We start from the raw sequence: 26,439 nt of genomic DNA on the forward strand, positions 1-26,439 counted from the left end.
GTCATGCAAAAAAACACGGAACCCTTGGAATCTGCCTAAACTCCAAGCTGCGCGGCTGGACTAATAACCGGCCCACTGGCGCCGACATGGGCCAGAACCCTTGTCCATTGGTTTGCACATAAAGAGAACAAAGCTATGAAACGGATTCTTCTCGGTACTCTCTTCACCGCTGTTTCCATCAATGCAATGGCCCAAGCGCCAGGCGGTCCGGATTGTGGGTGGGGCAACCTGCTGTTCGAAGGACAGCGCGGCACTCCGGCTCACTTCCTGGCCTCCACCACCAACGGCACCTCCGGTAACGCGACCTTCGGTATGACTTCCGGCACCAACGGCTGCTCGACCAACAGCGCGCTGACTTACGGCGGCAAATCCTGGTTTGCCATGAATGGCATGATGAACGAGCTCTCCGAAGACATGGCCAAAGGTGAAGGCGAAGCGCTGACCACCTACGCCGTGGTCCTGGGCGTCGCTCCTGAAGACCGCGCGCACTTCGCCGCCGTCACCCACGAGCACTTCCAGCAGATCTTCAGCAAAGCCGATGTGACCGCGGAAGATGTGCACACCAACACCCTGGCCGTGCTGAAAAGCGATGCACGCCTGGCCAAGTACGCCACCCCGGCTTAATCTCGACCCGCCCGCTCTTCTCGGGGAGCGGGCTTTTGTTTTTCGGACATGACCCCTCCCGGGTCTTTGTTTTTTCCGACTCAAGTTGCCCACCATGCTCAAACGCCTTGCCTCCCTGGCGCTCTGTGTCTGCGCCCCGCTGTCCGCCGCGCCACACATCGACCACTCACGTTTGCAGCAACTGGCCAGCGATCCGTTCTGGATTTCCCTTGGCCACTACGAAACCGCCAAGCTCGGTGGCTGGCGCAGTTATATCAGCGACCCGAAGTTTTTCCTCGCCAAAGACGGTGCCGAACACCCCGACGCCGAACTCAAGGCCACCCTTGACGCGCTCTATGCCCCCGCCAGCAGCGGCAACCAGCATGCTCAATGCGTGTACCCCGCCCGCACCCGCTGGCTCAAGGCCCAGCTGCGCCTGAGCGATCTGCCGGCGGTGGACTGCAATGAGTTCAACCAGTGGTTCAAGGACGTCTCGCCCCACAGCACGGTGATGATTTTCCCGGCGGCCTACCTGAACAGCCCGTCGTCGATGTTCGGCCATACCCTGCTGCGCATCGATCAGGCCGACGTCCAAAGCAACCACACCGCCCTGCTCAGCTACGCGATCAACTTCGGCGCCTATATCGAAGGCTCGGACAACAGCATTCTCTATGCCTGGAAAGGCCTGATGGGCGGCTATCCCGGCCTGTTCGCCCTGGTGCCCTACCAGGAGAAGCTCTCGGAATACCGCAGCCTGGAAAACCGCGACCTGTGGGAATACCGGCTGAACCTGACCCAGGCCGAAACCGAACGCATGGTCGAGCACGTCTGGGAACTGAAGCAGATCAAGTTCGACTACTTCTTCTTCGACGAGAACTGCTCCTACCGCTTGCTCGAGCTGCTGCAAGTCGCCCGTCCGAGCCTGCGCCTGACCGGGCAATTCCCGCTGACGGCGATTCCTACCGACACCGTCAAGGCGGTGAAGGAAGCCGGCCTGGTGGAGAAGATCGAGTACCGCCCGTCCCGCGAACGTGAGCTGCTCGAGCGCGCCAAGCCGCTGAGCAGCGACGAACAGCAATGGGTGCTGAAGGTCAGCGCCGACCAGCAACAGCTGCAGGAGCCCGCCTTCAAGGCCCTGCCACGGGACCGCCAGGCGTTGATCATCGATGCGGCCTATCGCCTTGAGCGCTACCGGGCCAACGGTCAAGAGCGCGATCCGCAACGGGCGCAGCGCAGTTTCGAGCTGTTGCGGGCGATCAACCGCAACCCGCCGCCCGAACTGTCCATCGAACGCCCTGGCCTGCCGGAAGACGGCCATGAATCGCGCACCTGGCAGGTCGGCGTGGGCACCCGCGGCGACCAGGCCTTTGGCGAATACGGGCTGCGCATGGCCTATCACGACCTCAATGACAACGCCGAAGGTTTCCCCCTGGGCGCACAGATCGAAATCCTGCAGATGAAGCTGCGCCAGTATGAAGGCAACAATTGGCAGCTACAGCAACTGGACCTGGCGACCATTCGTTCGCTGACGCCGCGTAACGAACTGCTGCAACCCTGGTCCTGGCAGGTCACCGGCGGCCTGGAGCGGGTGCCGGGCAAACACGACGATGAAACCCTGGTCAGCCATGTCAACGGTGGCGGTGGCGGCACCTGGCAGCTCAGCGAGAACATGCTCGGCTTCGCCCTGGGCACCATGCGCGTCGAGCACAACGCCGATTTCGCCGGTTTCATCACCCCGGCGGCCGGCTTCAACACCGGCCTGCTGTGGAAAAACCCGTTGGGCAACTTCAGCGTCGAAGCCAAGGGCGATTACTTCACCAATGGCGAGGTGCGTCGCAGCCTGAGCCTCAACCAGCAATGGGAGCTGTCGCGCAACCTGGGCCTGCGCCTGAGCGCCCAGCGCGAGTTCAGCCACTTGGCCACGGCGGAAAACGAGGTGATGCTGGAACTGAAGTGGTACCACTACTGACGCCCGGTAGCATTCTTGCCGCGCTTTCACAGACCACTGACGAATCCCCTTCTAGACTTTCTCTATCAGCCGTTGAACGGCGTGGGAGTCAGAGATGTGGCGGTATGCGGTAGTGGCAGCGTTGCTGGCGTTGATGACCGGTTGCGAGACGACCCACGAGCAGTTGCTCAAGCAGGGTTATCCGCCGGCCTTCGCCGACGGCTTCGATGATGGCTGCGCCAGCGGTCGCCAGGCCGCCGGGGCGATCAACGGCGAATTTCGCAAGAACGTGCCGCGCTACCTCAAGGACCCGCAATACGCCGAAGGCTGGAGCGACGGCTTTCGCCAGTGCCAGGCCATGCTGGAAAACCAGGACCGCAACGATTATCGGGAACGTCACTGGGACGAACGCGAACGCGCCTGGCAAGAAGAAAAAGACCGCGACGCCGCGCGAGCCTATCGCTCACAGTAAGTCGCTTTCAGGCATGGCCAGAAACCAAAAGGCTGCGACCATGGCCCACACCTCCATTACGGGAAAACGCCCATGAGCCGAGCCTTCGTCAATGAGGAACTGACTGCCGCCCAGGCCGACCAACCCGTGGAACGGCAGATCAGCGCGCAGCCCAACTACGTCACCCCGCAGGGCCTGAGCGAACTGCAAGCCAAGGTCGCGTTCCTGCAAACCCGGCACAACGAACAATCGGCGCTGGGCGACCAGGCGGACCCACAGCAGTTGGCCGATATCGAACGCGACCTGCGCTACTTCAACCAGCGCCTGCAAAGCGCCCAGGTGGTTCCCCAGGCGACATCGCGGTCGAAAGTGCAGATCGGCAGCCGGGTCATCTTCGCCGACGAGCACGGCACCGAGCAGTGTGTGCAACTGGTGGGAGAGGATCAGGCCGATGTCGCCAAGGGCCTGATCAATTGGGGCTCGCCGCTGGGCCGGGCGCTGCTGGGCGCCCAGCTTGGCGATGAAGTGCTGTGGCAGCGGCCGGCAGGCGATCAGTTGATCGAGGTGATCCGCATCGACCCGGCTTAAACCACGCCCTGGGCCAGCATGGCGTCGGCGACCTTGACGAAGCCGGCGATGTTCGCCCCTTTGACGTAGTTGATCCGGCCGTTTTCTTCGCCGTAATGCACGCAGGCGTGGTGGATCGACTGCATGATGCCGTGCAGCTTGCTGTCCACCTCGCCGGCGCTCCACAGCAGGCGCATGGCGTTCTGCGACATCTCCAGCCCGCTGACCGCCACGCCACCGGCGTTGGACGCCTTGCCCGGGGCGAACAGAATGCCGGCCTCGATAAAGATATCCACAGCCTCCAGGGTGGTCGGCATGTTCGCCCCTTCAGCCACGCACATGCAGCCGTTACGCAGCAGCGTGCGTGCCGACTCGGCGTCCAGTTCGTTCTGGGTGGCGCACGGCAGCGCGATGTCGCACGGCAGCGCCCAGGGGTGCTGTCCGGCAAGGAACTCGAGGTTGAACCGCGTCGCCAGCTCGCTGATGCGCCCGCGCTTGACGTTCTTCAGCTCCAGCACCGCCTGCCATTGCTCCTCGGTCAGCCCGGCCTCGCAGTACAGCGTGCCTTCGGAGTCCGACAGGGAGATCACCTTGCCGCCCAGGTCCATGACCTTGCGCGCGGCGTATTGCGCCACGTTGCCGGAGCCGGAAATCGCCACGCGCTTGCCCTCCACCCGCTCGTCACGGCGCTTGAGCATTTCTTCGGCGAAGTACACGCAGCCAAAGCCGGTAGCCTCCGGACGGATCAGGCTGCCGCCGTAACTCATGCCCTTGCCGGTCAGCACCGAAGTGAACTGATTGCTCAGGCGCTTGTACTGGCCGAACAGGAAGCCGATTTCCCGGGCGCCCACGCCGATATCCCCCGCCGGCACGTCCACGTCCGAACCGATATGGCGATACAGCTCGCTCATGAAGGCCTGGCAGAAGCGCATCACCTCGGCGTCGCTCTTGCCCTTCGGATCGAAGTCCGAGCCGCCTTTGCCGCCGCCCATGGGCAGCGAAGTCAGGGAGTTCTTGAAGGTCTGCTCGAAGGCGAGGAATTTCAGCACCCCAAGATTGACCGAAGGGTGGAAGCGCAAACCGCCCTTGTACGGGCCGATAGCGCTGTTCATCTGGATGCGGAACCCGCGATTGACCTGGACCTTGCCCTGATCGTCGACCCACGACACACGAAACACCACCGCCCGCTCCGGCTCACAGATGCGCTCGAGAATGCCCGAGGTCAGGTAATGCGGATTGGCCTCCAGGAACGGCCACAGGCTGCGCAGCACCTCTTCCACCGCCTGGTGGAATTCAGGCTGGTCCGGGTCGCGTTTTTTCAAGCGGGCGAGGAAGTCTTCGACGGATTCGATCATGGGAAAGTCTCGGCAAATTTATTGTCGTTAACGCAGATTTGCCCGGGACTTTAGCAACTCGAACAGCACCATGACAGAGCAAAATGTCGCAGTTATGAATTTAAATGGTGCAATTGATATAAATTTTTCGCCATTTTCGGCATTTCACGCACCATTCAGGGGATCCGAATCGCCAGCAACGCCCCATGTTGGCGAACCCGAAAAACAGGCAAAAAAAAACGGAGCCCGAAGGCTCCGTTTCTTTCAAGCAACCGGCCGATCAGGCCAGTTTCTTGTAACGCACGCGGTGCGGTTGGGCTGCCGCGTCGCCGAGGCGCTTCTTGCGATCGGCTTCGTACTCGGTGTAGTTGCCTTCGAAGAACACCGCTTGCGAGTCGTCTTCGTACGCCAGGATGTGGGTCGCGACACGGTCAAGGAACCACCGGTCGTGGGAGATCACAATGGCGGCGCCCGGGAAGTCCAGCAGGGCTTCTTCCAGGGAACGCAGGGTTTCGACGTCGAGGTCGTTGGACGGTTCGTCGAGCAGCAGGACGTTGCCGCCCTCTTTCAGGGTCAGAGCCAGGTGCAGGCGGCCACGCTCACCACCGGACAGGTCCTTGACGAACTTCTGCTGGTCGCCGCCCTTGAAGTTGAAGCGACCGACGTAGGTACGCGACGGGATCTCGTAGCTGCCGATGCGGATCTGGTCGGAACCGTCGGAGATCTGCTGGAACACCGTCTTGCTGCCGTCCAGGTCTTCGCGGCTCTGGTCGACGCAAGCCAGCTGCACGGTTTCGCCGACTTCGATGCTGCCCGAGTCCGGCGTTTCCTTGCCCATCAGCATGCGGAACAGGGTGGACTTACCGGCGCCGTTACCGCCGATCACGCCGACGATGGCGCCTTTTGGCATGGAGAACGACAGGTTGTCGATCAGCACGCGATCGCCGTAGCCCTTGGTGACGTTCTTGAACTCGATGACCTTGTCGCCCAGGCGCGGACCGGCCGGGATGTAGATCTCGTTGGTCTCGCTGCGCTTCTGGAATTCCTGCGATTGCATTTCTTCGAAGCGGGCCAGACGGGCCTTGGATTTCGATTGGCGAGCCTTGGCGCCCTTGCGCACCCACTCCAGTTCTTCCTTCATGGCCTTTTCATGGGCCGACTGCTGCTTGGATTCCTGGGCCAGACGATCGGACTTGGCTTCCAGCCAGCCCGAATAGTTGCCCTCGTAAGGAATACCGGCGCCGCGGTCGAGCTCGAGAATCCAGCCGGCGACGTTGTCCAGGAAGTAACGGTCGTGCGTGATCGCAACCACGGTGCCCGGGAAATCATGGAGGAAGTGTTCCAGCCAGGCCACGGAATCGGCGTCCAGGTGGTTGGTCGGTTCGTCGAGCAGCAGCATGTCCGGAGCGGACAGCAGCAGGCGGCACAGGGCCACGCGACGCTTTTCACCACCGGACAGGTGTTCGACCTTGGCGTCCCAGGCCGGCAGGCGCAGCGCATCGGCGGCGACTTCCAGCTGGCGTTCCAGGTTGTGGCCATCGCTGGCCTGCAGGATCGCTTCGAGCTTGGCCTGTTCGGCGGCCAGCTTGTCGAAGTCGGCATCCGGATCGGCGTAGGCCGCGTAGACCTCGTCCAGGCGCGCCTGGGCGTCCTTGATCACGCTGACCGCTTCCTCGACCACTTCACGCACGGTCTTGGTCGGATCCAGCTGAGGCTCCTGAGGCAGATAGCCGATGTTCAGCTCGGGCATCGGACGGGCTTCGCCCTCGAACTCGGTGTCGACGCCGGCCATGATTTTCAGCAGGGTGGACTTACCCGAACCGTTGAGGCCCAGCACGCCGATCTTGGCGCCCGGGAAGAACGACAGAGAGATGTTTTTCAGGATTTCCCGCTTCGGCGGAACAACTTTTCCCAGCCGATGCATGGTGAAGACGTATTGAGCCATGATGAACCTAGCGTCAGTGACTGATGAATGGAGAGCGGGCGAAGCCCGGGCCAGGCCATGCGCGGCGCCGGCATTTGATCGCGATCAATGCCTGCGTACGGAAAAAGCCTGATTGTCTGGAGCTGGAGCGCTCCCGCGTAACCGGCAAAGCTACCTCAATGGCCGGGCAAGGTCCAGCCAGCCGGGACTGGCACTTTGCCACAACTCAAGGCATGCTAGCCGCCCTTCGGGCGTCCGGCTTATAGTGCACGTCGCGCCAGTCCAGCCAAACCGCAGGATCACAGTTTGTCCAATGCCACTCCGCCCTTTTCCCTGCGCGCACCTGCACCTGCGTCCGGCTCGCCCCTGCGCGGCACCCTGAAAGGCGTGCTGGCGACCCTGGTCCTGCTGCTGCTCGCCCTGCTGTTCTGGCAACTGCTCGACCAACTGCAACAGACCCGCAAAGACCAGCGTCAACACGCGATCGACTACAACGCCGACCTGGCCGAGCACATCAGCCTCAACCTGGCACTCAATGCGCAGATCGCCCTCAACCTGCTGCCGATCGTCGAGCCGCCCCAGAATGCCGAACAGCAACAACTGCTGCTGAAAAGGCTGCAGCTGTCCCTGCCCGACCTGCAAAGCATCGCGCTGCTGGATGCCAAGGGCCAGCTCATCAGCGACAGTGGCGCCGACGGCCAGGACGCCGCATGGCTCGCCGAGCTGACCAGCCGCAGCCGCGGCCAGCGCTACTACTACAGCAACGCCACCAACGGCGCGCTGGTACAGCTGCTGTTGCACCAGCCCAGCGGCGCCCTCAAGAGTTACTGGGTGCTGCGCCTGGCACCGTCTTTCGTCCAATCCCTGGAGCCCAGTCCCGACCAGGGTTTTCACCCGACCTGGGTCATTGAAAACCGCCTGAACCAGAAAACCCTCAGCCGCGACGACGGCAGCAACACCCCGGTGAGCACCGACGACATCGCCAACAGCGTGCTGGTCGCGCCACTGGGCAATAGCGACTGGCAATTGCGCGGCCTGTTCGACGAGCGCGCGGTGATCGAGCAACTGTTGCCGGCGTTTATCGCCAAGTGCCTGCTGGGGCTGGCGTTTTCCCTGCTGCCGGTGATCGCGTTGCTGAACATGCGCCGCCGCCAGCGTCAGTTGCACGAAGGGCGTCGGCGCTATCAGGATATTTTCGAAGGCACCGGGGTCGCTCTCTGTGTCCTGGATATCTCCGGGCTGCCGGCGTTTCTCGACAAGGCGCAACTGCACGACAGCGAACAGCTCAAGGCCTGGCTGGAGCACAGCCCACAGCAGCGCCAGCTGCTGCTTGAAGAACTGCGCGTCACCGAGGTCAATCAGGTGGCCCTGCGGCTGCTCAACGTCGACTCCTGCGAGCAGGCCTGGAAACTGCTGATCGAAGGCAGCCCGCTCCACAACAGCGCCATCGGCAACCAGCTGCTGGAGACCGTGATCAACCAGCACAAACAGCTGGAGCTGGAAATCCGCCTCGGCGACGCCCAGGGCCACGACCAGCATCTGTGGCTGGTACTGCGCCTGCCGGAAGACCCCTGCGACTATCGCGCGGTGATCCTCAGCATCAGCGACATCACCAGCCGCAAGCTCATCGAGCTGTCGCTGCTGGAGCGCGAGGGTTTCTGGTCGGATGTGGTGCGCACCGTGCCGGACCACCTTTATGTGCAGGACGTCATCAGCCAGCGGATGATCTTCAGCAACCATCACCTGGGCCAGACCCTCGGCTACAACAAGACCGAACTGCACCAGATGGGCGAGTATTTCTGGGAAATCCTCCTGCACCCGGAAGACGCCGACCTCTATCACCGCCTGCGCCAGGAACAGCGGCATGCCGGCTACCTGCAGTTGCTGCAGTGCCACTTGCGCTTTCGCCACCGCAGCGGCCAATGGCGCTGTTTCGACATCCGCGAACAGGCCCTGGCGCGGGACAAGTACGATCAGGTCACGCGCATCATCGGCGTGGCCAAGGACATCACCGACCAGATCGAGGCCAGCGAATCCCTGCGCGACAGCGAACGACGCTATCGCATGCTCGCCGAAAGCATCAGCGACGTGATTTTCTCCACCGACAGTAAGATGGCCCTCAACTATGTCAGCCCCTCGGTGCAGTCGGTACTGGGTTATGACGTGGAGTGGATCTTCCAGAACGGCTGGCAATCGACCATCGCCAACCCGCAACAACTGACCGGCATCTACGCCCTGATGGAGCGGGTCAGCAAGGCCCTGGACAAGCCCGAGCAACTGGCACGCCTGCGTAACCAGGTGCAGACCCAGTTGTTCCTGTTCGACTGCCTGCGGGCCGACGGGCGCAAGATTCCGATCGAGTTGCGCCTGGTGCTGGTGTGGGACGAACACGGCGCTTTCGAAGGCGTGCTCGGGGTCGGCCGCGATATCAGCCAGCAGCGTCGCGCGGAAAAAGACCTGCGCATGGCGGCCACGGTATTCGAGCACTCGACCTCGGCGATCCTGATCACCGACCCGGCGGGCTACATCGTCCAGGCCAACGAGGCGTTCAGCCGGGTCAGTGGCTACGCGGTGTCCCAGGTGCTCGACCAGTTGCCGAACATGCTCACCGTCGACGAACAGCAGGAAGCCCACCTGCGCTATGTGCTCAAGCAGCTGCACCAGCACAGCACCTGGGAAGGCGAGGTCTGGCTCAAGCGTCGCAACGGCGAGCACTATCCGGCCTGGGTCGGCATCACCGCGGTGCTCGATGACGAAGGCGACCTGGCCAGCTACGTGTGTTTCTTCACCGACATCAGCGAACGCAAGGCCAGCGAACAGCGCATTCACCGCCTGGCCTACTACGACGCCCTGACCCACCTGCCCAACCGCACCCTGTTCCAGGACCGCCTGCACACCGCCCTGCAATCGGCGGAGCGGCAGAAGTCCTGGGTGGTGCTGATGTTCCTCGACCTGGACCGTTTCAAGCCAATCAACGACTCCCTGGGCCACGCCGCGGGCGACCGGATGCTCAAGGAGATGGCCACCCGCCTGCTCGATTGCGTCGACGATGACGACACCGTGGCGCGCATGGGCGGCGATGAGTTCACCCTGCTCCTGCAACCGCGGACCAGCCGCGAGATCGCCCTGAACCGGGCGATCCACGTCGCCGAACAGATTCTCGCCAGCCTGGTGAAGCCGTTCGTGCTCGAAGGCCGTGAGTTCTTCGTCACCGCCAGTATCGGCATCGCCCTGAGCCCGCAGGACGGCAACGAACTGAGCCAACTGATGAAAAACGCCGACACCGCGATGTACCACGCCAAGGAGCGCGGCAAGAACAACTTCCAGTTCTACCAGGCCGACATGAATGCCAGCGCCCTGGAACGCCTGGAACTGGAAAGCGACCTGCGCCACGCCCTGGAACAGCAGGAATTCATCCTCTACTACCAGCCGCAGTTCAGCGGCGACGGCAAGCGCCTGACCGGCGCCGAGGCCCTGCTGCGCTGGCGCCATCCGCGACGCGGGCTGGTACCGCCGGGGGACTTCATCCCGGTGCTCGAAGAACTGGGGCTGGTGGTGGATGTCGGCGACTGGGTCATCAGCGAAGCCTGCCGCCAGCTCAAGGCCTGGCACCAGGCCAAGGTCCGGGTGCCGAAGGTCTCGGTGAACATCTCGGCCCGGCAATTCTCCGATGGCCAGTTGGGCATGCGGATCGCCACCATCCTCAAGGACACCGGCCTGCCGCCAGCCTGCCTGGAGCTGGAACTGACCGAAAGTATCCTGATGCGCGAAGTCAGCGAGGCGATGCAGATCCTCGACGGGCTGAAGAACCTCGGCCTGAGCATCGCCGTCGACGACTTCGGCACCGGTTATTCATCGCTGAACTACCTCAAGCAGTTCCCCATCGATGTCTTGAAGATCGACCGCACCTTCGTCGACGGCCTGCCGTCCGGCGAGCAGGACGCGCAGATCGCCCGCGCCATCATCGCCATGGCCCACAGCCTGAACCTGGCGGTGATCGCCGAGGGCGTGGAAACCCATGAGCAATTGGACTTCCTGCGCGAGCACGGCTGTGACGAAGTCCAGGGCTATCTGTTCGGCCGGCCGATGCCGGCCAACAGCTTCGAAGGGCAGTTCAGCAACGACGCACTGTTCATGTTCGATTGACCCCGGGCATCGCCATCCCTGTAGCCGCTGCCGCAGGCTGCGATAAGGCCGAAGGCCTTCAGTGGCCTCAAGAGCACGACCACTGCGTGGTCGATCACAGCCTGCGGCAGCGGCTACAGGACTCAGCCTGGGCAGCTCATGAACACCACTTGTCTGCGACATGATGTCCTTTCATATGCCATCTAAAACCCGTTGGGTTAGAATGCCCCCCTTTTCTGCCCCGATCCTTGAGGACCGCCATGTTCAGCCGTGATTTGACTATTGCCAAGTACGACGCCGATCTCTTTGCCGCCATGGAGCAAGAAGCTCAGCGCCAGGAAGAGCACATTGAGCTGATCGCTTCGGAAAACTACACCAGCCCTGCGGTGATGGAAGCTCAAGGCTCGGTGCTGACCAACAAATACGCCGAAGGTTACCCAGGCAAGCGTTACTACGGCGGCTGCGAATACGTCGACGTCGTTGAGCAGCTGGCCATCGACCGTGCCAAGGAGCTGTTCGGCGCCGACTACGCCAACGTTCAGCCGCACGCCGGCTCGCAAGCCAACGCCGCCGTTTACCTGGCGCTGCTGTCGGCTGGCGACACCATCCTGGGTATGAGCCTGGCCCACGGCGGTCACCTGACCCACGGCGCCAGCGTTTCCTCCTCCGGCAAGCTGTACAACGCCATCCAGTACGGCATCGATGCCAACGGCCTGATCGACTACGACGAAGTCGAGCGCCTGGCGGTCGAGCACAAGCCGAAGATGATCGTGGCCGGCTTCTCTGCCTACTCGCAGGTCCTGGACTTCCCACGTTTCCGCGCAATCGCCGACAAGGTCGGTGCCTATCTCTTTGTTGATATGGCTCACGTTGCGGGACTGGTCGCCGCTGGCGTCTACCCGAACCCGGTGCCTTTCGCCGACGTGGTAACCACCACCACCCACAAGACCCTGCGCGGTCCACGTGGCGGCCTGATCCTGGCGCGCGCCAACGCCGACATCGAGAAGAAGCTGAACTCCGCGGTATTCCCGGGCGCCCAGGGCGGTCCGCTGGAGCACGTGATTGCCGCCAAGGCCATCTGCTTCAAGGAAGCGCTGCAGCCTGAGTTCAAGGCCTACCAGCAACAAGTGGTGAAGAACGCCCAGGCCATGGCCGGCGTGTTCATCGAGCGCGGTTTCGACGTGGTTTCCGGCGGTACGCAGAACCACCTGTTCCTGCTGTCGCTGATCAAGCAGGAAATCTCCGGTAAAGACGCCGATGCCGCCCTGGGCAAGGCCTTCATCACCGTGAACAAGAACTCCGTGCCAAACGACCCACGCTCCCCGTTCGTTACCTCCGGCCTGCGCTTCGGTACTCCGGCTGTGACCACTCGCGGCTTCAAGGAAGCCGAGTGCAAGGAACTGGCGGGCTGGATCTGCGACATCCTGGCTGACCTGAATAACGAAGCGGTGATCGACGCCGTTCGTGAGAAAGTCAAAGCCATCTGCAAGAAGCTGCCGGTATACGGCGCTTAATTAGCAGAGCGTTACCTGAAAAGCCCGGCCTTCGCGCCGGGCTTTTTTTCGGCCGCGAATTGCCTGGCCCGGGGCCTGTAGCCGCTGCCGCAGGCTGCGATCGGCCGGCACGGCCGCGACACTCTGAAGATCGCAGGAAGGCCTTCGCCCTTATCGCAGCCTGCGGCAGCGGCTACAGGACCAGCACCACTGGTCAGACCGGTCATGCCAATTTTCGGATTTACCCTTGTATTCGCGGGAAAATCGGGCATAGACTGCGCCTGCACTGGACATACCGGTAAGACCACAATAATTAAGTCCCGAATCTGATGCGCTCCGCGCACGGCAGCCGGGACACCGACCAGGATTCCCCTCATGCTCAGATGGTGCTCGCGTTCGATTTTCCTCCAGGTAGTCCTCGGACTGATGCTCGGCATCGTGTGCGGACTGACACTCCCCGAATACTCCTCGCAACTCAAGCCACTGGGCGATGCCTTTATCAAGCTGATCAAGATGCTGATCGGCCTGATCGTCTTCTGCGTGGTGGTCAGCGGCATCTCCGGCGCCGGCGACCTGAAAAAGGTCGGACGCATCGGGCTCAAATCCGTCATCTACTTCGAAGTCCTGACCACCATCGCCCTGGTGATCGGCCTGGTCTTCGCCTTTACCACCGGCATCGGCAGCGGCGCCAATATCCATCTGGAACAGCTGTCCGCCGCCGACATGGGCGACATCGCCCAGCGCAGCCAGCACATGCACGGCACCTCCGAGTTCCTGATGGGGCTGATCCCCAACTCGGTACTGGGCGCCTTCGCCGAAAACAACATCCTGCAGGTGCTGCTGTTCTCCGTGCTGTTCGGCAGCGCGCTGAACCTGGTGGGCGAAGCCGCTTCCGGCATCTCGCGGCTGATCAACGAACTCAGCCACATCATCTTCCGCATCATGGGCATGATCGTGCGCCTGGCGCCGATCGGCGTGTTCGGCGCCATTGCCTTCACCACCAGCAAATACGGCCTGGACTCGCTGCAGCACCTGGGCAGCCTGGTGGGCCTGTTCTACCTGACCTGCTTCGCCTTCGTGGCGGTGATTCTCGGGCTGGTCATGCGCTGTTCCGGCCTGCGCATGCTGCCGTTCCTCAAATACCTGCGCGAAGAGCTGCTGATCGTCCTCGGCACCGCCTCCTCCGACGCCGTACTGCCACAGATCATGCGCAAACTGGAGCACCTGGGCATCGGCAGTTCCACGGTCGGCCTGGTCATCCCGACGGGTTATTCGTTCAACCTCGACGGGTTCTCGATCTACCTGACCCTGGCCATCGTCTTCATCGCCAATGCCACCGGTACGCCGTTGTCGATGTCCGACCTGCTGACCATCCTGCTGGTATCGCTGATCACCTCCAAAGGCGCCCACGGGATTCCCGGTTCGGCGCTGGTAATCCTGGCCGCCACCCTGACGGCGATCCCGGCCATCCCGGTGGTGGGCCTGGTGCTGGTGCTGGCGGTGGACTGGTTCATGGGCATCGGCCGGGCGCTGACCAACCTGATCGGCAACTGCGTCGCCACCGTGGCGATCGCCCGCTGGGAAAAAGACATCGATATTCAACGGGCCAACAAAGTCCTGAGCGGCCAGCAGGGCTATGGTTTCCAACCGCGCAAGCCGCTGCCCGGCGCGCAGCAGCAGGAGTTCTGAGGCATGCCTTGTGCCTCTCGCCGGCAGGCACAACAATCAGCGCCTGCCATGGGCCTCATCCGCCATATTCCAGGGAGTGAACAGTGATCACCTCGTCAACGGTTGTAAATTCAGTGGTAGAAAAGCTGCGGGCGGCCTTGGCCCGTGGCCAATGGCGCTCCGGCGACATGCTGCCGGGACAACGTGAATTGGCCGAGCAACTGGGCATCAGCCGCCCGAGCCTGCGCGAGGCGGTGACTGTTCTGGAAACCCTGGGCCTGGTGCGCTCCATGCCCGGCAAAGGCGTGGTGGTGCTGGAGGCCAGCCTCAACGAACAACCGGCCAGCGACAGCGGCGTGGCGGGCGCCAGCCTCGAGGATGTGCTGCAACTGCGCTACACCCTCGAGCCGTTCATCGTCGGCCTGGTGGCGCAGTCCATCAGCAGCAAGGAAGTGGGCCAGTTGCGCCTGACCCTGATGGACATGCGCGAGGCCCTGGACGCCAACGACAGCGAAGCCGGGATGAACGCCTACATCGCCTTCCATGAAGAGCTGTTCACCCTGACCTCCAACCCGATCTTCCAGAACGTGGTGCAGCAGACCAGCAACGCCCTCAAGCAGAGCGCTGAGATCCTGCGCAACTCGCCGGAGCACCTGGCCGAACGCCTGGAAGAAAACGAAGCGGTGGTCCGGGCGATCCGCAACAAGAACAGCGCGCTGGCCAGTGCCGAAATGCGCCGGCACATCCTCAGGGAAGGCCAGCGCATGGGCATCGAGCTGAACATCCCGGACGACCATCTGGGCAACTAAGCCGCACAACACTTTCGTATCGGTAACCGGACTGGAGACAGGCCATGGCCAGCTACGCCTTGAACAAACTTGCATTCCCCCTCCCCGCTGCCCTGCCACGGCGCCGCAGCGGCGAGAAAAAACTGCTGGTCGACGATGTCTACCCGCAGATTTTCGATGCCATTCTCGAACAACGCATCGCCCCCGCCAGCCGTTTCACCGAGGACAGCCTCGGCGAAGTGTTCGGGGTCAGCCGCAGCATCATTCGCCAGGTCCTGGCGCGCTTGTCCCATCAACAGGTGATCATCCTGCGGCCCAACCACCGGCCTCAGGTGGCGGCTCCGGACCACGAGCAAACGCGACAGATCCTGCACGCCCGACGCCTGACGGAAATCACCCTGGTCAGGCTCGCCTGCCAGCAACCGGTACCGCGCAACCTCAAGCGTCTGCGGGAGCTGATCGCCGCTGAGCGCGATTGCATCGACCGCGGCTTGCGTGGCCCGGCGATCCGCCTGTCCGGCGAGTTCCACCTGCAATTGGCCGAGGTGGCCGGCAACGCGCCGCTGGCGCATTTCCTCGGCAGCCTGGTGCCGCTGACGTCACTGGCGATTGCCCACCATGAAACCCGCGCCTGCAGCCATTGCGCCTGGCAGGAGCACGCGGCGATTGTCGATGCCATCGAAGACGGTGACGTAAAGGCCGCGGTCGCCTTGATGACCGGGCACCTGGCTCACCTGGAGGAAAGGTTGCTCAAGGCCAGCGCGGTTCCACAGTAACCGGCGTTTCGCGAGCACGCTCGCTCCTGCAGACCGGAGCGGGCTTGTTCGCGATGACCTCGTAGCAAATGTGTAACGAAACTACTGCGCCGCCATCCGGGCGAATCCGGCACGGATCTTTTCTTCCGGCAGATCGTCGGCAATGAACACAATCACGCTCTCGCGCGCCTCGCCTTCGGCCCATTCGGTATCCCAGTCGAAACCGTACAGCTTGAGCACGCCCTGGAACACCAGGCGCCGTGGCTCGCCGGCAATGTTCAGCACGCCCTTGTAGCGCAGTAGCTGCTTGCCGTGTTCTTCCAGCAGTTCGTTCATGAACTCGCTGAGCCGGTCGATATCCAGCGGCGCGTCGGTGCGCAGCACCAGGCTGGAAATACGATCGATGGAAGGCGCCTTGCTCACCGGACGCAGGCTGACACCGCCGCCCAGGTCGGCATTCAGGTTGAAGCCTCGCACATCCAGCAGTTCGGCCAAATCGATGCGCCCATGCTCGACCACACGGATCGGCGCACGGCGGTTGATCCGGGTCAGGCGCTCGCTCAGCGCATTGAAGGTCTGCTCGTCCACCAGGTCGCGCTTGCTCACCAGCAGACGGTCGGCGAAGCCGATCTGGGCCTGGGCGATGGTCTGGGTCAAGTGGTGCTCGGCGTGCTTGGCGTCCACCAGGGTGATGATGCCGTCGAGGATATAGCGCTCGCGCAGCTCTTCGTCGATGAAGAAGGTCTGGGCCACGGGCGCGGGGTCGGCCAGCCCGGTGCATTCGATCACCAGCCGGTCGAAGGCGATCTCGCCGCTGTCCAGCCGTTCCAGCAACAGGTACAGCGCCTTGGTCAGATCGGTGTGGATGGTGCAGCAGACGCAGCCATTGGACAGCGTCATCACTTGCACCGGCTCGTCGCCCAGCAACTGGGTGTCGATACCGGCATCGCTGAATTCGTTTTCGATCACGGCGATTTTCAGACCGTGTTCGGCCTTGAGCAGGTGGCGCAGCAAGGTGGTCTTGCCGGCGCCGAGGAAACCGCTGAGAACGGTGACGGGGATTGGAGAGGACAAAAGCGGTTCTCCTGAAAAAATGGGAACGCAAAAACAACTGTAGGAGCGAGCTTGCTCGCGAAGAACTCAAGGACACCATGTGCGTTCAGAATGAACTCGGCGTCTTTACGTTTTTCGCGAGCACGCTCGCTCCTACAGAGGGACTAACGAATCAACAGCATTTTGGCCCGGCTTTGCCGCCGTATCGTGCTTCCTGGCGTTCCCGGAAGAACGCCTCATACGACATCACCGGCTTGTCCGGGTGCTTGGTCTGCATATGCTCGACGTAGTTGTCGTAGTCGGGCATGCCGACCATCAGGCGCGCGGCCTGACCGAGGTATTTACCGAGGCGACTCAGGTCATTGAACACGATTGCAGTCCTCGATCAAGCATCTGGCAGTGCATGGAATGGCGATTCTTTATCCGTGCGTTCTTTTTTACCCCAGGCGGAAATACCCACCTTGAGGGCGTAGAACAGGATGCTGAATACCACCAGCAGGAACAGCACCGTCAGCGTGGCGTTGGTGTAGGCGTTGAAGATCACGTGCTGCATCTGCGTGATGTCCTTGGCCGGCGCGAGGATCTGACCATTGGCCAGGGCATCGCTGTACTTCTTGGCCAGGGCCAGGAAACCGACTGCCGGGTTGGCGTCGAACAGCTTGATGAGGCCCGCGGTGGTGGTGCAGATCAGCAGCCAGGCGGCTGGCAGCAAGGTCACCCAGATGTAGCGTTGACGCTTCATCTTGATCAGCACCACGGTGCCGAGCATCAGCGCGATACCCGCCAGCATCTGGTTGGAGATGCCGAACAGTGGCCACAGGGTGTTGATGCCGCCCAGCGGGTCGATCACGCCCTGGTACAGCAGGTAACCCCAGAGGGCCACGCAGCCGGCGGTGGCGATCAGGTTGGCGGTCCAGGACTCGGTGCGTTTCAGGGCTGGCACGAAGGAGCCCAGCAGGTCCTGCAGCATGAAACGACCGGCACGGGTACCGGCGTCCACCGCGGTCAGGATGAACAGCGCTTCGAACAGGATCGCGAAGTGGTACCAGAACGCCATGGTGTTCTCGCCCGGCAGCACCGTGTGCAGGATCTGCGCGATACCGACCGCCAGGGTCGGCGCACCGCCGGCACGGGCCAGGATGGTGGTTTCACCGATGTCCTTGGCCACCGCTTGCAGGGCGTCCGGAGTGATGGCGAAGCCCCAGCTGCTGACCGTCTGCGCCACAGTGACCACGTCACCGCCGACGATGGCTGCCGGGCTGTTCATGGCGAAGTACACGCCAGGCTCGATCACCGAAGCGGCAACCATCGCCATGATGGCCACGAAGGACTCCATCAGCATGCCGCCGTAACCTATGTAACGGGCGTTGGTTTCGTTATCCAGCAGCTTCGGCGTGGTCCCGGAAGAGATCAGCGCGTGGAAGCCGGACACCGCGCCACAGGCGATGGTGATGAACAGGAACGGGAACAGGCCGCCTTTCCAGACCGGGCCGGTGCCGTCGGTGAACTGGGTCAGCGCCGGCATCTTCAGCTCGGGCATGGTGATCAGGATGCCGATCGCCAGGGCGATGATGGTGCCGATCTTGAGGAAGGTCGACAGGTAGTCGCGAGGCGCCAGGATCAGCCATACCGGCAGCACCGCGGCGACGAAACCGTAGCCGATCAGCATCCAGGTGATCTGTACGCCGGTGAAGGTGAAGGCCTTGGACCACACGGGATCCGCGGCGATCTGGCCCCCCAGCCAGATCGAGCCCAGCAGCAGGAGCACGCCGATGATGGAGATTTCACCGATGCGGCCCGGGCGGATGTAGCGCATGTAGACGCCCATGAACATCGCGATCGGGATGGTCGCCATCACCGTGAAGATGCCCCACGGGCTTTCGGCCAGGGCCTTGACCACGATCAGCGCCAGCACCGCAAGGATGATGATCATGATCAGGAAGCAGCCGAACAGCGCGATGGTCCCCGGGATCCGGCCCATTTCCTCACGGACCATGTCGCCCAGGGAACGGCCGTTGCGCCGGGTGGACATGAACAGGACCATGAAGTCCTGCACCGCCCCCGCCAGCACCACCCCGGCAATCAGCCAGAGCGTGCCGGGCAGGTAGCCCATCTGCGCCGCCAGTACCGGCCCCACCAGCGGGCCCGCGCCGGCGATGGCCGCGAAGTGGTGACCGAAGAGAATGTGCTTGTTGGTCGGAACGTAGTCCAGACCGTCGTTGTTGAGCACGGCGGGGGTGGCCCGGCGCGCATCGAGCTGCATCACGTTGTTAGCGATGAACAGGCTGTAGTAACGGTATGCGACCAGATAGATGGCCACGGCAGCGACCACGATCCACAAGGCGTTGATCGCCTCGCCGCGGCGCAATGCCACTACGCCGAGGGCGCACGCTCCTACGATTGCCAGCACCAGCCAGGGTAAGTGGCGTAGCGGGCTATTATTATTTTTCATTTTATTATTCCAGCCAGGGTGGACAAGAAAGACAGCCATCCGGAGTTTAGCGCTACTGGCCCCAAAGGCCACCCCCCACGTTGGTCTAGAGCGTCCTTTTGAGTTTTTTCCTAGGTTTTGCACCGCCTCGGTGCAAGCGTTCCCGGAGCACTGAACCACCCGAGCGAAAAAGCGGTCGCACCTGTAAGGACTCGTCGTCTGGAGTGCCCATGCCCGCGCCGCCCAATAGACCGCCGTTGTCACCACCGCTGCTGTATCTGCTGTTCCTGGTGGCGGCGCTGTCGCTTGCCGACGGTGTGCCCTTGCCGGTCCCGGTCAACGGCTGGCTGCGCACCCTGGCCCTGCTGTTGATTATCGGCGGCCAGGGCCTGTCGTTCTGGGCGATATGGCGTCTCAGGCAACGGCACACCACCACCAGCAATGCCGGCGAACCCCGGCGCCTGCTGTGCGATGGCCCGTTCGCAATCTCGCGCAACCCCATCAATCTCGGCGACACCCTGGGTTACTGCGCCATCGCCCTGTTGCTCGGCAGCCTGTGGCCGTGGCTGCTGTTGCCGCTGCTGATTTACCTGATGAACCTGACGGTGATCCGGCCGGACGAGCACCATCTGCTGGAGTTGTTCGGCGACCGCTACCGTGACTATTGCCGCAAGGTGCGCCGCTGGCTGTAGCGGGTTGGGCAAACCCGGGTCTATAGTCATTTCACCATGCAGAGGGGCTGCTCATGAGCGAACACCATTCCGATCGTCGCCGTTTCAAACGCATCGCCTTCGATGCCCGTACCGAACTGAGCCAGGGCCCTTATCGCTGGTCCGTGCAGTTGGTCGATCTCTCGCTCAGGGGCATGCTGATCCAGCGCCCCGATCCCTGGCTGGGGGACGAAAGCCAGCCGTTCGAAGCCGATATCCATTTGAGCGATGACGCCGAAGTACGCATGGACGTGCGACTGGCGCACGACGATCACGGTCAGTTGGGCTTCGTCTGCCTGCATATAGACCTGGAGTCGATCGAACATCTGCGCCGGCTGATCGAACTGAATCTCGCCGACCCGCAGGAGCTGGAGCGCGAGCTGGGGGCGCTGCTGGAGGTTTGAGCGCCCGCCTCTTCCCGTCAGCCGTTCAGGGGAACGCCGAGGGCTCGGGAAATTCGCTTTCCATATCCCAATAACCGGGCTGTTGCCGACTGGCGGCGGTCCACTGCCCGTCCACCCAGCGATAAATCCGGTAGGTGGTCACAAAATCGTCACCCTCGCTGGCAGGCGCCGAAGACACCTGGGCGATCGACTCGGTAGCCCCCGATGCCGATGGAAGTATCCGCCAGGCCGCCTTGCCGGTCTGGGCCATCGCCAGCGGGCGCTGCTCCCCGTTTTCGTCCCGATACAGTACGGGCTCCAAGCGGCTTTGCGTCGGCGCCAGGATCTGCGTGGCCGGGCCGCTATAGCTGCCCATTGGGGCCGTCTGATCGACGGTGAGGAAAAACGCCGGGTATGGCAGGCCACTGAGCGGCGCCTTCTCCACCTTCGCCAGCGGGTAGCCCAGGGACTGCTCGGCCAGCACTTCGCCGACCTCCGACACCAGACGCACCCGAGCCTCCAGCTGCGGCTGGTGCTCGCTGTCCGTCGACTCGTCGAAAGTTTCCTCGTCCAGGCCGCTGCCCCAGCTCTGCGCATGCAATTGCGCGGTGATGCGTCGGTCTTCCAGCACCTCGAGCACCGTGCCGTCGCCGACCAGCAGTTCCTGGGCGATCCGATAGCCGTGCGGCGCATCTTCCTGGCTGGCCACAGCCAGGCCGCTTACCCAAAATAGCGTAAAACCAAGGGCGCCAAGGCCCGCTCCTGTCATCTGCATCAACTGCTTCCTTTCAGTGGCACAAGGGGTCATTCGAACAGCGCATCCAGCGCCTGCTCCAGACGGGTTACCGCAATGATTCGCAAGCCCGGCGGTGGCTCTTTAGGGGCATTGCCCTTGGGCACGATGGCCCGTTTGAAGCCGTGCTTGGCCGCTTCCTTGAGGCGCTCCTGGCCGCTCGGCACCGGGCGCACTTCACCAGACAGGCCGACTTCGCCGAACACCAGCAAGTCGTGGGGCAAGGGCCGATTGCGCAGGCTGGACATCACCGCCGCCATCAGCGCCAGGTCGGAGGCGGTTTCCAGCACCTTGACCCCGCCGACGACGTTGAGGAACACGTCCTGATCGTGGGTCGGAATGCCGCCGTGGCGGTGCAGTACCGCCAGCAGCATCGCCAGGCGGTTCTGGTCCAGGCCCAGGGTAACCCGCCGCGGGTTGGCCAGGTGGCTGTCATCCACCAGCGCCTGGACTTCCACCAGCATCGGCCGGGTGCCTTCCCAGGTAGCCATGACCACACTGCCCGGGACTTCTTCCTGGGCACGGGTGAGAAAGATCGCCGAAGGATTGGAAACTTCTTTCAGGCCGCGGTCGGTCATGCCGAACACGCCCAGTTCGTTGACCGCGCCGAAACGGTTCTTCACCGCCCGCAGCAAGCGCAGACGGCCGTCGGATTCACCTTCGAAATACAGCACGGTGTCGACCATGTGCTCGAGGACCCGCGGCCCGGCCAGCGCACCCTCCTTGGTCACATGGCCCACCAGGAAGATCGCCGTGCCGCTCTGCTTGGCGTAACGCACCAGCAGCGCCGCGCTCTCGCGCACCTGGGAAACACCGCCGGGGGCCGATTGCAGTTGCTCGGTGAAGATGGTCTGAATCGAGTCGATCACCATGACCTTGGGCTTCTCCTGCCGGGCCGTGGCGATGATGGTTTCGATACAGGTTTCGGTCATCACCCGCAGCTGGTCCTGGGGCAGGCCCAGGCGCCGGGCGCGCATCGCCACCTGTTGCTGCGATTCCTCGCCAGTGACGTAGAGCGCCGGCATGCGGGTGGCGATGTTGCACAAGGTCTGTAACAAAATGGTCGACTTGCCGATCCCCGGGTCGCCACCGATCAGCACCACCGAACCGTCGACCAGGCCGCCGCCGAGCACCCGGTCCAGTTCGCCGGAAGCCGTGGAAAAACGCGGGATCTCTTCGACGCTGACTTCGGCCAGGGTCTTGATCTGCGCCTGCTGCCCGGCCCAGCCGGTACGACCGCTGGGGGCCGCGGCACCGCCGCTTTCCACCATGGTTTCGGTCAGGGTGTTCCAGGCCCCGCATTCGCCGCACTGGCCGGCCCATTTGGGAAAGGTTGCGCCGCACTCGGTGCAGCCGTACATGCGCTTGGCCTTGGCCATCTGATCCCCCGGGCAAAAACCGCGATGATAGCTCAGCTGGAGCGGATCAGCGCGGCGCCACCGTGCGGATTTCGCCCTCGGCCAGACGCGTGGCGCTGTTGCCCAGCGAGTCCTCGGCATTCAGGTCGGCGCCCTTGGTCGCCAGGGCGTCGAGCAGCTCCACCCGCTTGAACAGCCCGGCGTACATCGCCGCTGTCTGGCCGGCGCCGTTGCGCTGGTCGGGGTTGCAGTCGGTGGCCAGCAGGCGCCGGGCGATCTTCACCTCGCCCTTGAAAATGGCGCCCATCAGCGCCGTGTTGCCCCTTTTATCCTGCACGCAGGCGTCGGCACCGGCGGCCAGCAAACGCTCCACCGCCGGCCCCTGGCCGTGATATGCCGCGAGGATCAGGGCGGTGTAGCCCTTCTCGTCCTGGGTATCGAGGGAATAACCGGCCTCGATAAAGGTATTGAGCATCTCGACGTCACCGCGACGGGCCGCATCGAAGTAGTAATTCTCTAGTTGGACCTTGACCGCCACCGGGTCCGCGGGGGCCGGTGGCTGCGCATGAGCGCCCAGCGAGCAGGCGGCCAGCAGCAGCGAAATGAACAGGCGCATGGTGCGACTCCCTTGTCTCAAAGATTCTGTAGGAGCGAGGCTTGCCCGCGATGACTTCAGCCCGGGCAAACGTTCGTCAGCTAGAACGCCATCACCGGTATTGGAGCCGCTTTGCGGCCTTTCGCGGGCAAGCCTCGCGCCTATATAAAGAGGAAGCGTCACGCCAGGGGCGTGACGCGGGGTGGGATCAATCCGACAGCTTGGCGGCCAGGGCCTTGACCCGGGCCAGGTCGCCCTTGGCCACCTTGGTCACGCCAGTGCCGTACTCCGGATCGGCCTTGTAGAGGAACGACAGCATGATGTGCTTGCTCTCGTCATCGGTGGTCGCCAGGGAACCGCCGAAGTTCTCGATCAGGTCCTGACGCTCCTTCTGGCTCAGCGAACGATACAGATCGCCGGCCTGCTTGAAGTTCTGCTCGCGCTGGATCTTCGCCTGCTGGGTGCTGCCACTCAGCGCCAGCTGGCTGTAGCGCGCGCTTTGCGGCTCTTCACGCGGCATCAGGCGGCTCGGCTGGTAGTTCACGCCGGTGCTGGTGCTGCCGCTGTTCATCGCGCCGTCCTGGTTGCCATTGTTCACCGCGACTTTCGGCGCGTTGATCGGCAATTGCAGGGCGTTGGCGCCCAGGCGGTACAGCTGGGTATCGGCATAGGAGAACACCCGGCCTTGCAGCAGGCGGTCTTCCGACGGCTCGATGCCCGGTACCAGGTTGGCCGGAGCCATGGCCACCTGTTCAGTTTCCTGGAACACGTTGGCCGGGTTGCGGTTGAGCACCATCTGCCCGACCTTGCGCTCAGGCACGCCCGGCCAGATCTTGGTGGCATCCAGCGGGTCGAAATCGAACTTGGCCAGATCTTCCGGCTTCAGGACCTGGACATACAGGTCCCATTTCGGGAAGTCGCCCTTGTTGATATGCGTCACCAGGTCATTGGTCATATGGCTGTAATCGCGCCCCTGCACCTCGACCACTTGTTTGGGATCGAGGTTGTTGATGCCCTGCAAACTCTTCCAGTGAAACTTCACGTAATGCACTTCGCCCTTGGCATTCACCAACTTGTAGGCGTGCACGCCGTTACCGTCCATTTCCCGGTAACTGGCCGGAGTGCCGGAATTGGAATACAGCTCGGTCAGGGTCCGGGTGGCTTCCGGAACATGGGAGAAGAAATCGAAGCGCCGGGAATCGTCATCCAGGTTGGTCCGTGGATCAGGTTTGAATGCATGCACCATGTCCGGGAATTTGATCGCGTCGCGAATAAAGAAGGTCGGGAAGTTGTTGCCGACCAGGTCCCAGTTACCGTCGGCGGTATAGAACTTGGTGGCAAAACCACGCGGGTCACGCAGGGTTTCCGGCGAATGGTTGCCATGCACTACCGCGGAAAAACGCACGAATACCGGTGTTACCTGGCCGGCGGCGAATACCTTGGCCTTGGTCAGGTCGCTCAGGCTGTCGGTCACGGTGAAGGAACCATGGGCACCGGTGCCACGGGCATGCACCACCCGCTCTGGAATGCGCTCGCGATCGAAACGCTGGAGCTTCTGGATCAACTGCACATCCTGCAGCAATACCGGTCCGGTAGCGCCCGCGGTCTGCGAGTTCTGGTTATCGCCCACCGCGGCCCCGTTGTCGCGGGTCAGAGTGGCGGCCTGTACGGAAAGAGAAAGCATACTGGCGGCGAGTACGCCCAATACGCGTCGTTGGGAAAAGCTCCCAAGGCCAATGATCATGGTCATGTTTTATTCCTCTGGTTTTAATCGAACGCATCCAGGTGCGCCTGTCAGAGGCTAGTGACCAAAGAGTCGAACTCTAAATAGAAAGGTCGCAACAGTCTGATTGAAAAAATATGCTGGTATGTAAGAGCAAGCGCGGGTATTTCGCGCGCGATTGATGGCACTTTGTAAACTATTTGCCGTTAACTCGGTCGATAACTGCGAACGCTGTAAGCAGTTGTTGCAAGCAAGATGCCTTGTGCTGAATTACACTGCGTTCACCAACCTCATCTGTAACAAGGAATAACCTATGGGCGTGCTAAGTGAGTTCAAGGCCTTCGCGGTCAAAGGTAATGTGGTCGACATGGCCGTCGGTATTATTATCGGCGCCGCATTCGGCAAGATCGTCTCGTCGTTTGTTGGCGATGTGGTGATGCCGCCAATCGGTTTGCTGATCGGTGGGGTGGACTTCAGTGATCTGGCGATCACGCTCAAGGACGCCGTCGGCGAGACACCGGCCGTGACGCTGGCCTATGGCAAATTCATCCAGAGCCTGATCGACTTCATCATCGTTGCCTTCGCCATCTTCATGGGTGTGAAGGCGATCAACCGCCTGAAACGCGAAGAGGCCGTGGCGCCAACCCTGCCGCCGGTTCCGACCAAGGAAGAAGAGCTGCTGGGCGAGATCCGCGACCTGCTCAAGGCGCAGAACAACAAGCCCTGAGGCTTCTGCCGCAACAAAACGGCGCCCCTGCTGGTATTGCAGGCGGCGCCATTTTTTTACCAGTAGTTTTCCACTGCCACCTGCCCGGGCCGCCGGGTCAGGCTCAGGTGCATGTCCCGTTGTTTGAGCAAGGCGCGGGTGTCGTCGATCATCTGGGGGTTGCCGCAGAGCATCACTCGCGAGTGCTCGGCGCTCAGGGGCACGCCAGCGACACGTTCCAGTTCGCCGCTCTCGATCAGATGAGTGATCCGCCCGTTGAGGCTGCCCGGATGCTGTTCACGGGTCACCGTGGTGATGACTTGCAGCTTGTGGGCAACTTCCGCCAGATAATCGCGCTGTTTCAGCTCGGCCAGCAATTGCTGATAAGCCAGTTCCTTGGCTTCGCGCACGCTGTAGACCAGGATAATCCGCTCGAACTTCTCCCAGACTTCGAAGTCCTGCAGGATCGAAACAAAAGGCGCGATCCCGGTGCCGGTGGACAGCAACCAGAGGTCGCGGCCATCGACGAAACGGTCCAGGGTCAGATAACCGAACGCCTGGCGGTCCACCATCAGGGTATCGCCCTCCCCCAGCCGGCTCAGCTCGCTGGTGAACTCGCCGCCGGGCACGACAATGGAGAAGAACTCGAGAAACTCGTCGAAGGGCGAAGACACCATGGAGTACGCACGCCACACCGTGCTGCCATCGGCCTTGGTCACCCCCAGCCGGGCGAATTGCCCGGCGCGAAAGCGAAAACCCGCATCCCGCGTGGCACGCAGGGTAAACAGGCTGGGAGTCAGGGGCTGGACGTCGAGCAAGGTCTGGCGCGTGTATTTTTCTGCACTGGCAGTCATGGCAGGCTCCAATAAGCGAATGCCCTTAGTGTCCCGCAAAGCGCGCGGCAGAAACACCGGTGGTTTGTAATGGCATAGAGCGCGGGCAATCGAGCGCAAAAAAACGTACCATTGGCCCCCTCTTCGGGCACCTGCCACGCGGCCTGCGCGCCACCTGCCCGAACGGTCCAGCCCGCA

22 protein-coding genes are annotated in these 26,439 nt (G+C 62.5%); 12 read left to right on the forward strand and 10 right to left on the reverse strand.

Annotated elements, in window-relative coordinates; all coding sequences use genetic code 11:
- The first annotated feature begins 135 nt into the window (after positions 1-135).
- The 4 genes from AC3RCP_RS27710 (at position 136) to AC3RCP_RS27725 (ending at position 3,590) form a co-directional block, all read left to right on the forward strand.
- Complete coding sequence (locus tag AC3RCP_RS27710) at positions 136-624, forward strand: DUF3015 domain-containing protein (protein ID WP_007924760.1); 489 nt, start codon at positions 136-138, stop codon at positions 622-624.
- Positions 625-718: 94 nt separating this feature from the next.
- Positions 719-2,572 carry an Lnb N-terminal periplasmic domain-containing protein gene (locus AC3RCP_RS27715; RefSeq protein WP_492571857.1) on the forward strand — a complete coding sequence of 618 codons (1,854 nt, stop codon included), beginning with the start codon at positions 719-721 and terminating at the stop codon, positions 2,570-2,572.
- A 94-nt stretch (positions 2,573-2,666) separates the two neighbouring features.
- Positions 2,667-3,023: a hypothetical protein gene (locus tag AC3RCP_RS27720; protein WP_009045718.1), complete on the forward strand. Its 357-nt coding sequence runs from the start codon at positions 2,667-2,669 to the stop codon at positions 3,021-3,023.
- 72 nt (positions 3,024-3,095) lie between these two features.
- Complete coding sequence (locus AC3RCP_RS27725; RefSeq protein ID WP_492571858.1) at positions 3,096-3,590, forward strand: GreA/GreB family elongation factor; 495 nt, start codon at positions 3,096-3,098, stop codon at positions 3,588-3,590.
- Here AC3RCP_RS27725 and gdhA read toward each other — a convergent pair.
- Together gdhA and ettA are read right to left on the reverse strand one after the other, a co-directional pair.
- On the reverse strand, positions 3,587-4,924 hold the full coding sequence (gdhA, locus tag AC3RCP_RS27730) for an NADP-specific glutamate dehydrogenase (RefSeq protein WP_062824535.1): 1,338 nt from the start codon (positions 4,922-4,924) through the stop codon (positions 3,587-3,589). The two genes, AC3RCP_RS27725 and gdhA, sit on opposite strands and share 4 nt — an antisense overlap.
- A 259-nt stretch (positions 4,925-5,183) precedes the next feature.
- Entirely contained in the window at positions 5,184-6,848 is a 1,665-nt protein-coding gene (gene ettA, locus AC3RCP_RS27735) for an energy-dependent translational throttle protein EttA (RefSeq protein WP_007924767.1), read from the reverse strand.
- A 285-nt stretch (positions 6,849-7,133) separates the two neighbouring features.
- On the opposite strand from ettA, the gene AC3RCP_RS27740 reads away from it, so the two are divergent.
- From AC3RCP_RS27740 to AC3RCP_RS27760, 5 genes are all read left to right on the forward strand, one after another.
- Positions 7,134-10,973, forward strand: a complete 3,840-nt coding sequence (locus tag AC3RCP_RS27740; RefSeq protein WP_492571859.1) for a sensor domain-containing protein — start codon at positions 7,134-7,136, stop codon at positions 10,971-10,973.
- A gap of 239 nt (positions 10,974-11,212) precedes the next feature.
- Positions 11,213-12,466: a serine hydroxymethyltransferase gene (glyA, locus tag AC3RCP_RS27745; RefSeq protein ID WP_007924771.1), complete on the forward strand. Its 1,254-nt coding sequence runs from the start codon at positions 11,213-11,215 to the stop codon at positions 12,464-12,466.
- A gap of 354 nt (positions 12,467-12,820) precedes the next feature.
- Positions 12,821-14,134 carry a C4-dicarboxylate transporter DctA gene (locus AC3RCP_RS27750; RefSeq protein ID WP_009045724.1) on the forward strand — a complete coding sequence of 438 codons (1,314 nt, stop codon included), beginning with the start codon at positions 12,821-12,823 and terminating at the stop codon, positions 14,132-14,134.
- A gap of 83 nt (positions 14,135-14,217) precedes the next feature.
- Positions 14,218-14,922: a FadR/GntR family transcriptional regulator gene (locus AC3RCP_RS27755; RefSeq protein WP_007930042.1), complete on the forward strand. Its 705-nt coding sequence runs from the start codon at positions 14,218-14,220 to the stop codon at positions 14,920-14,922.
- Positions 14,923-14,966: 44 nt separating this feature from the next.
- Positions 14,967-15,677 carry a GntR family transcriptional regulator gene (locus tag AC3RCP_RS27760; RefSeq protein ID WP_492571860.1) on the forward strand — a complete coding sequence of 237 codons (711 nt, stop codon included), beginning with the start codon at positions 14,967-14,969 and terminating at the stop codon, positions 15,675-15,677.
- 81 nt (positions 15,678-15,758) lie between these two features.
- Here AC3RCP_RS27760 and yjiA read toward each other — a convergent pair whose 3' ends face one another.
- The 3 genes from yjiA to AC3RCP_RS27775 form a co-directional block, all read right to left on the reverse strand.
- Positions 15,759-16,730, reverse strand: coding sequence for a GTPase (yjiA, locus tag AC3RCP_RS27765; protein ID WP_053262749.1), 972 nt, complete (start codon positions 16,728-16,730; stop codon positions 15,759-15,761).
- A 151-nt stretch (positions 16,731-16,881) separates the two neighbouring features.
- Entirely contained in the window at positions 16,882-17,079 is a 198-nt protein-coding gene (locus AC3RCP_RS27770; protein WP_007930039.1) for a YbdD/YjiX family protein, read from the reverse strand.
- Between the two features lie 15 nt (positions 17,080-17,094).
- Positions 17,095-19,161: a carbon starvation CstA family protein gene (locus tag AC3RCP_RS27775; protein ID WP_007930038.1), complete on the reverse strand. Its 2,067-nt coding sequence runs from the start codon at positions 19,159-19,161 to the stop codon at positions 17,095-17,097.
- 209 nt (positions 19,162-19,370) lie between these two features.
- Here AC3RCP_RS27775 and AC3RCP_RS27780 point away from each other — a divergent pair, with 209 nt between their 5' ends.
- Positions 19,371-19,832 (forward strand): methyltransferase family protein, encoded by a 462-nt coding sequence (locus AC3RCP_RS27780; RefSeq protein WP_101339182.1) that lies wholly within the window; start codon positions 19,371-19,373, stop codon positions 19,830-19,832.
- Positions 19,833-19,885: 53 nt separating this feature from the next.
- Positions 19,886-20,254, forward strand: a complete 369-nt coding sequence (locus tag AC3RCP_RS27785) for a PilZ domain-containing protein (protein ID WP_007930036.1) — start codon at positions 19,886-19,888, stop codon at positions 20,252-20,254.
- A gap of 25 nt (positions 20,255-20,279) precedes the next feature.
- Here the strand turns inward: AC3RCP_RS27785 and AC3RCP_RS27790 are convergent, their stop codons facing one another.
- The 4 genes from AC3RCP_RS27790 to katB form a co-directional block, all read right to left on the reverse strand.
- Entirely contained in the window at positions 20,280-21,008 is a 729-nt protein-coding gene (locus tag AC3RCP_RS27790) for a hypothetical protein (RefSeq protein WP_101339183.1), read from the reverse strand.
- A gap of 29 nt (positions 21,009-21,037) precedes the next feature.
- Positions 21,038-22,405 carry a DNA repair protein RadA gene (gene radA / locus AC3RCP_RS27795; RefSeq protein WP_007930034.1) on the reverse strand — a complete coding sequence of 456 codons (1,368 nt, stop codon included), beginning with the start codon at positions 22,403-22,405 and terminating at the stop codon, positions 21,038-21,040.
- A gap of 46 nt (positions 22,406-22,451) precedes the next feature.
- A complete protein-coding gene (locus AC3RCP_RS27800) occupies positions 22,452-23,000 on the reverse strand; it encodes an ankyrin repeat domain-containing protein (protein WP_007930033.1) in 549 nt (182 codons plus the stop codon).
- Between the two features lie 187 nt (positions 23,001-23,187).
- Complete coding sequence (gene katB / locus AC3RCP_RS27805) at positions 23,188-24,729, reverse strand: catalase KatB (protein WP_009045732.1); 1,542 nt, start codon at positions 24,727-24,729, stop codon at positions 23,188-23,190.
- A gap of 286 nt (positions 24,730-25,015) precedes the next feature.
- On the opposite strand from katB, the gene mscL reads away from it, so the two are divergent.
- Positions 25,016-25,429 carry a large-conductance mechanosensitive channel protein MscL gene (mscL, locus tag AC3RCP_RS27810; protein WP_009045733.1) on the forward strand — a complete coding sequence of 138 codons (414 nt, stop codon included), beginning with the start codon at positions 25,016-25,018 and terminating at the stop codon, positions 25,427-25,429.
- 56 nt (positions 25,430-25,485) lie between these two features.
- Here the strand turns inward: mscL and AC3RCP_RS27815 are convergent, their stop codons facing one another.
- Positions 25,486-26,262 (reverse strand): ferredoxin--NADP reductase, encoded by a 777-nt coding sequence (locus AC3RCP_RS27815; RefSeq protein WP_009045734.1) that lies wholly within the window; start codon positions 26,260-26,262, stop codon positions 25,486-25,488.
- Positions 26,263-26,439 lie beyond the last annotated feature (177 nt).

The sequence above is a fragment of the Pseudomonas sp. GW822-FHT05A08 genome, from assembly GCF_058800485.1.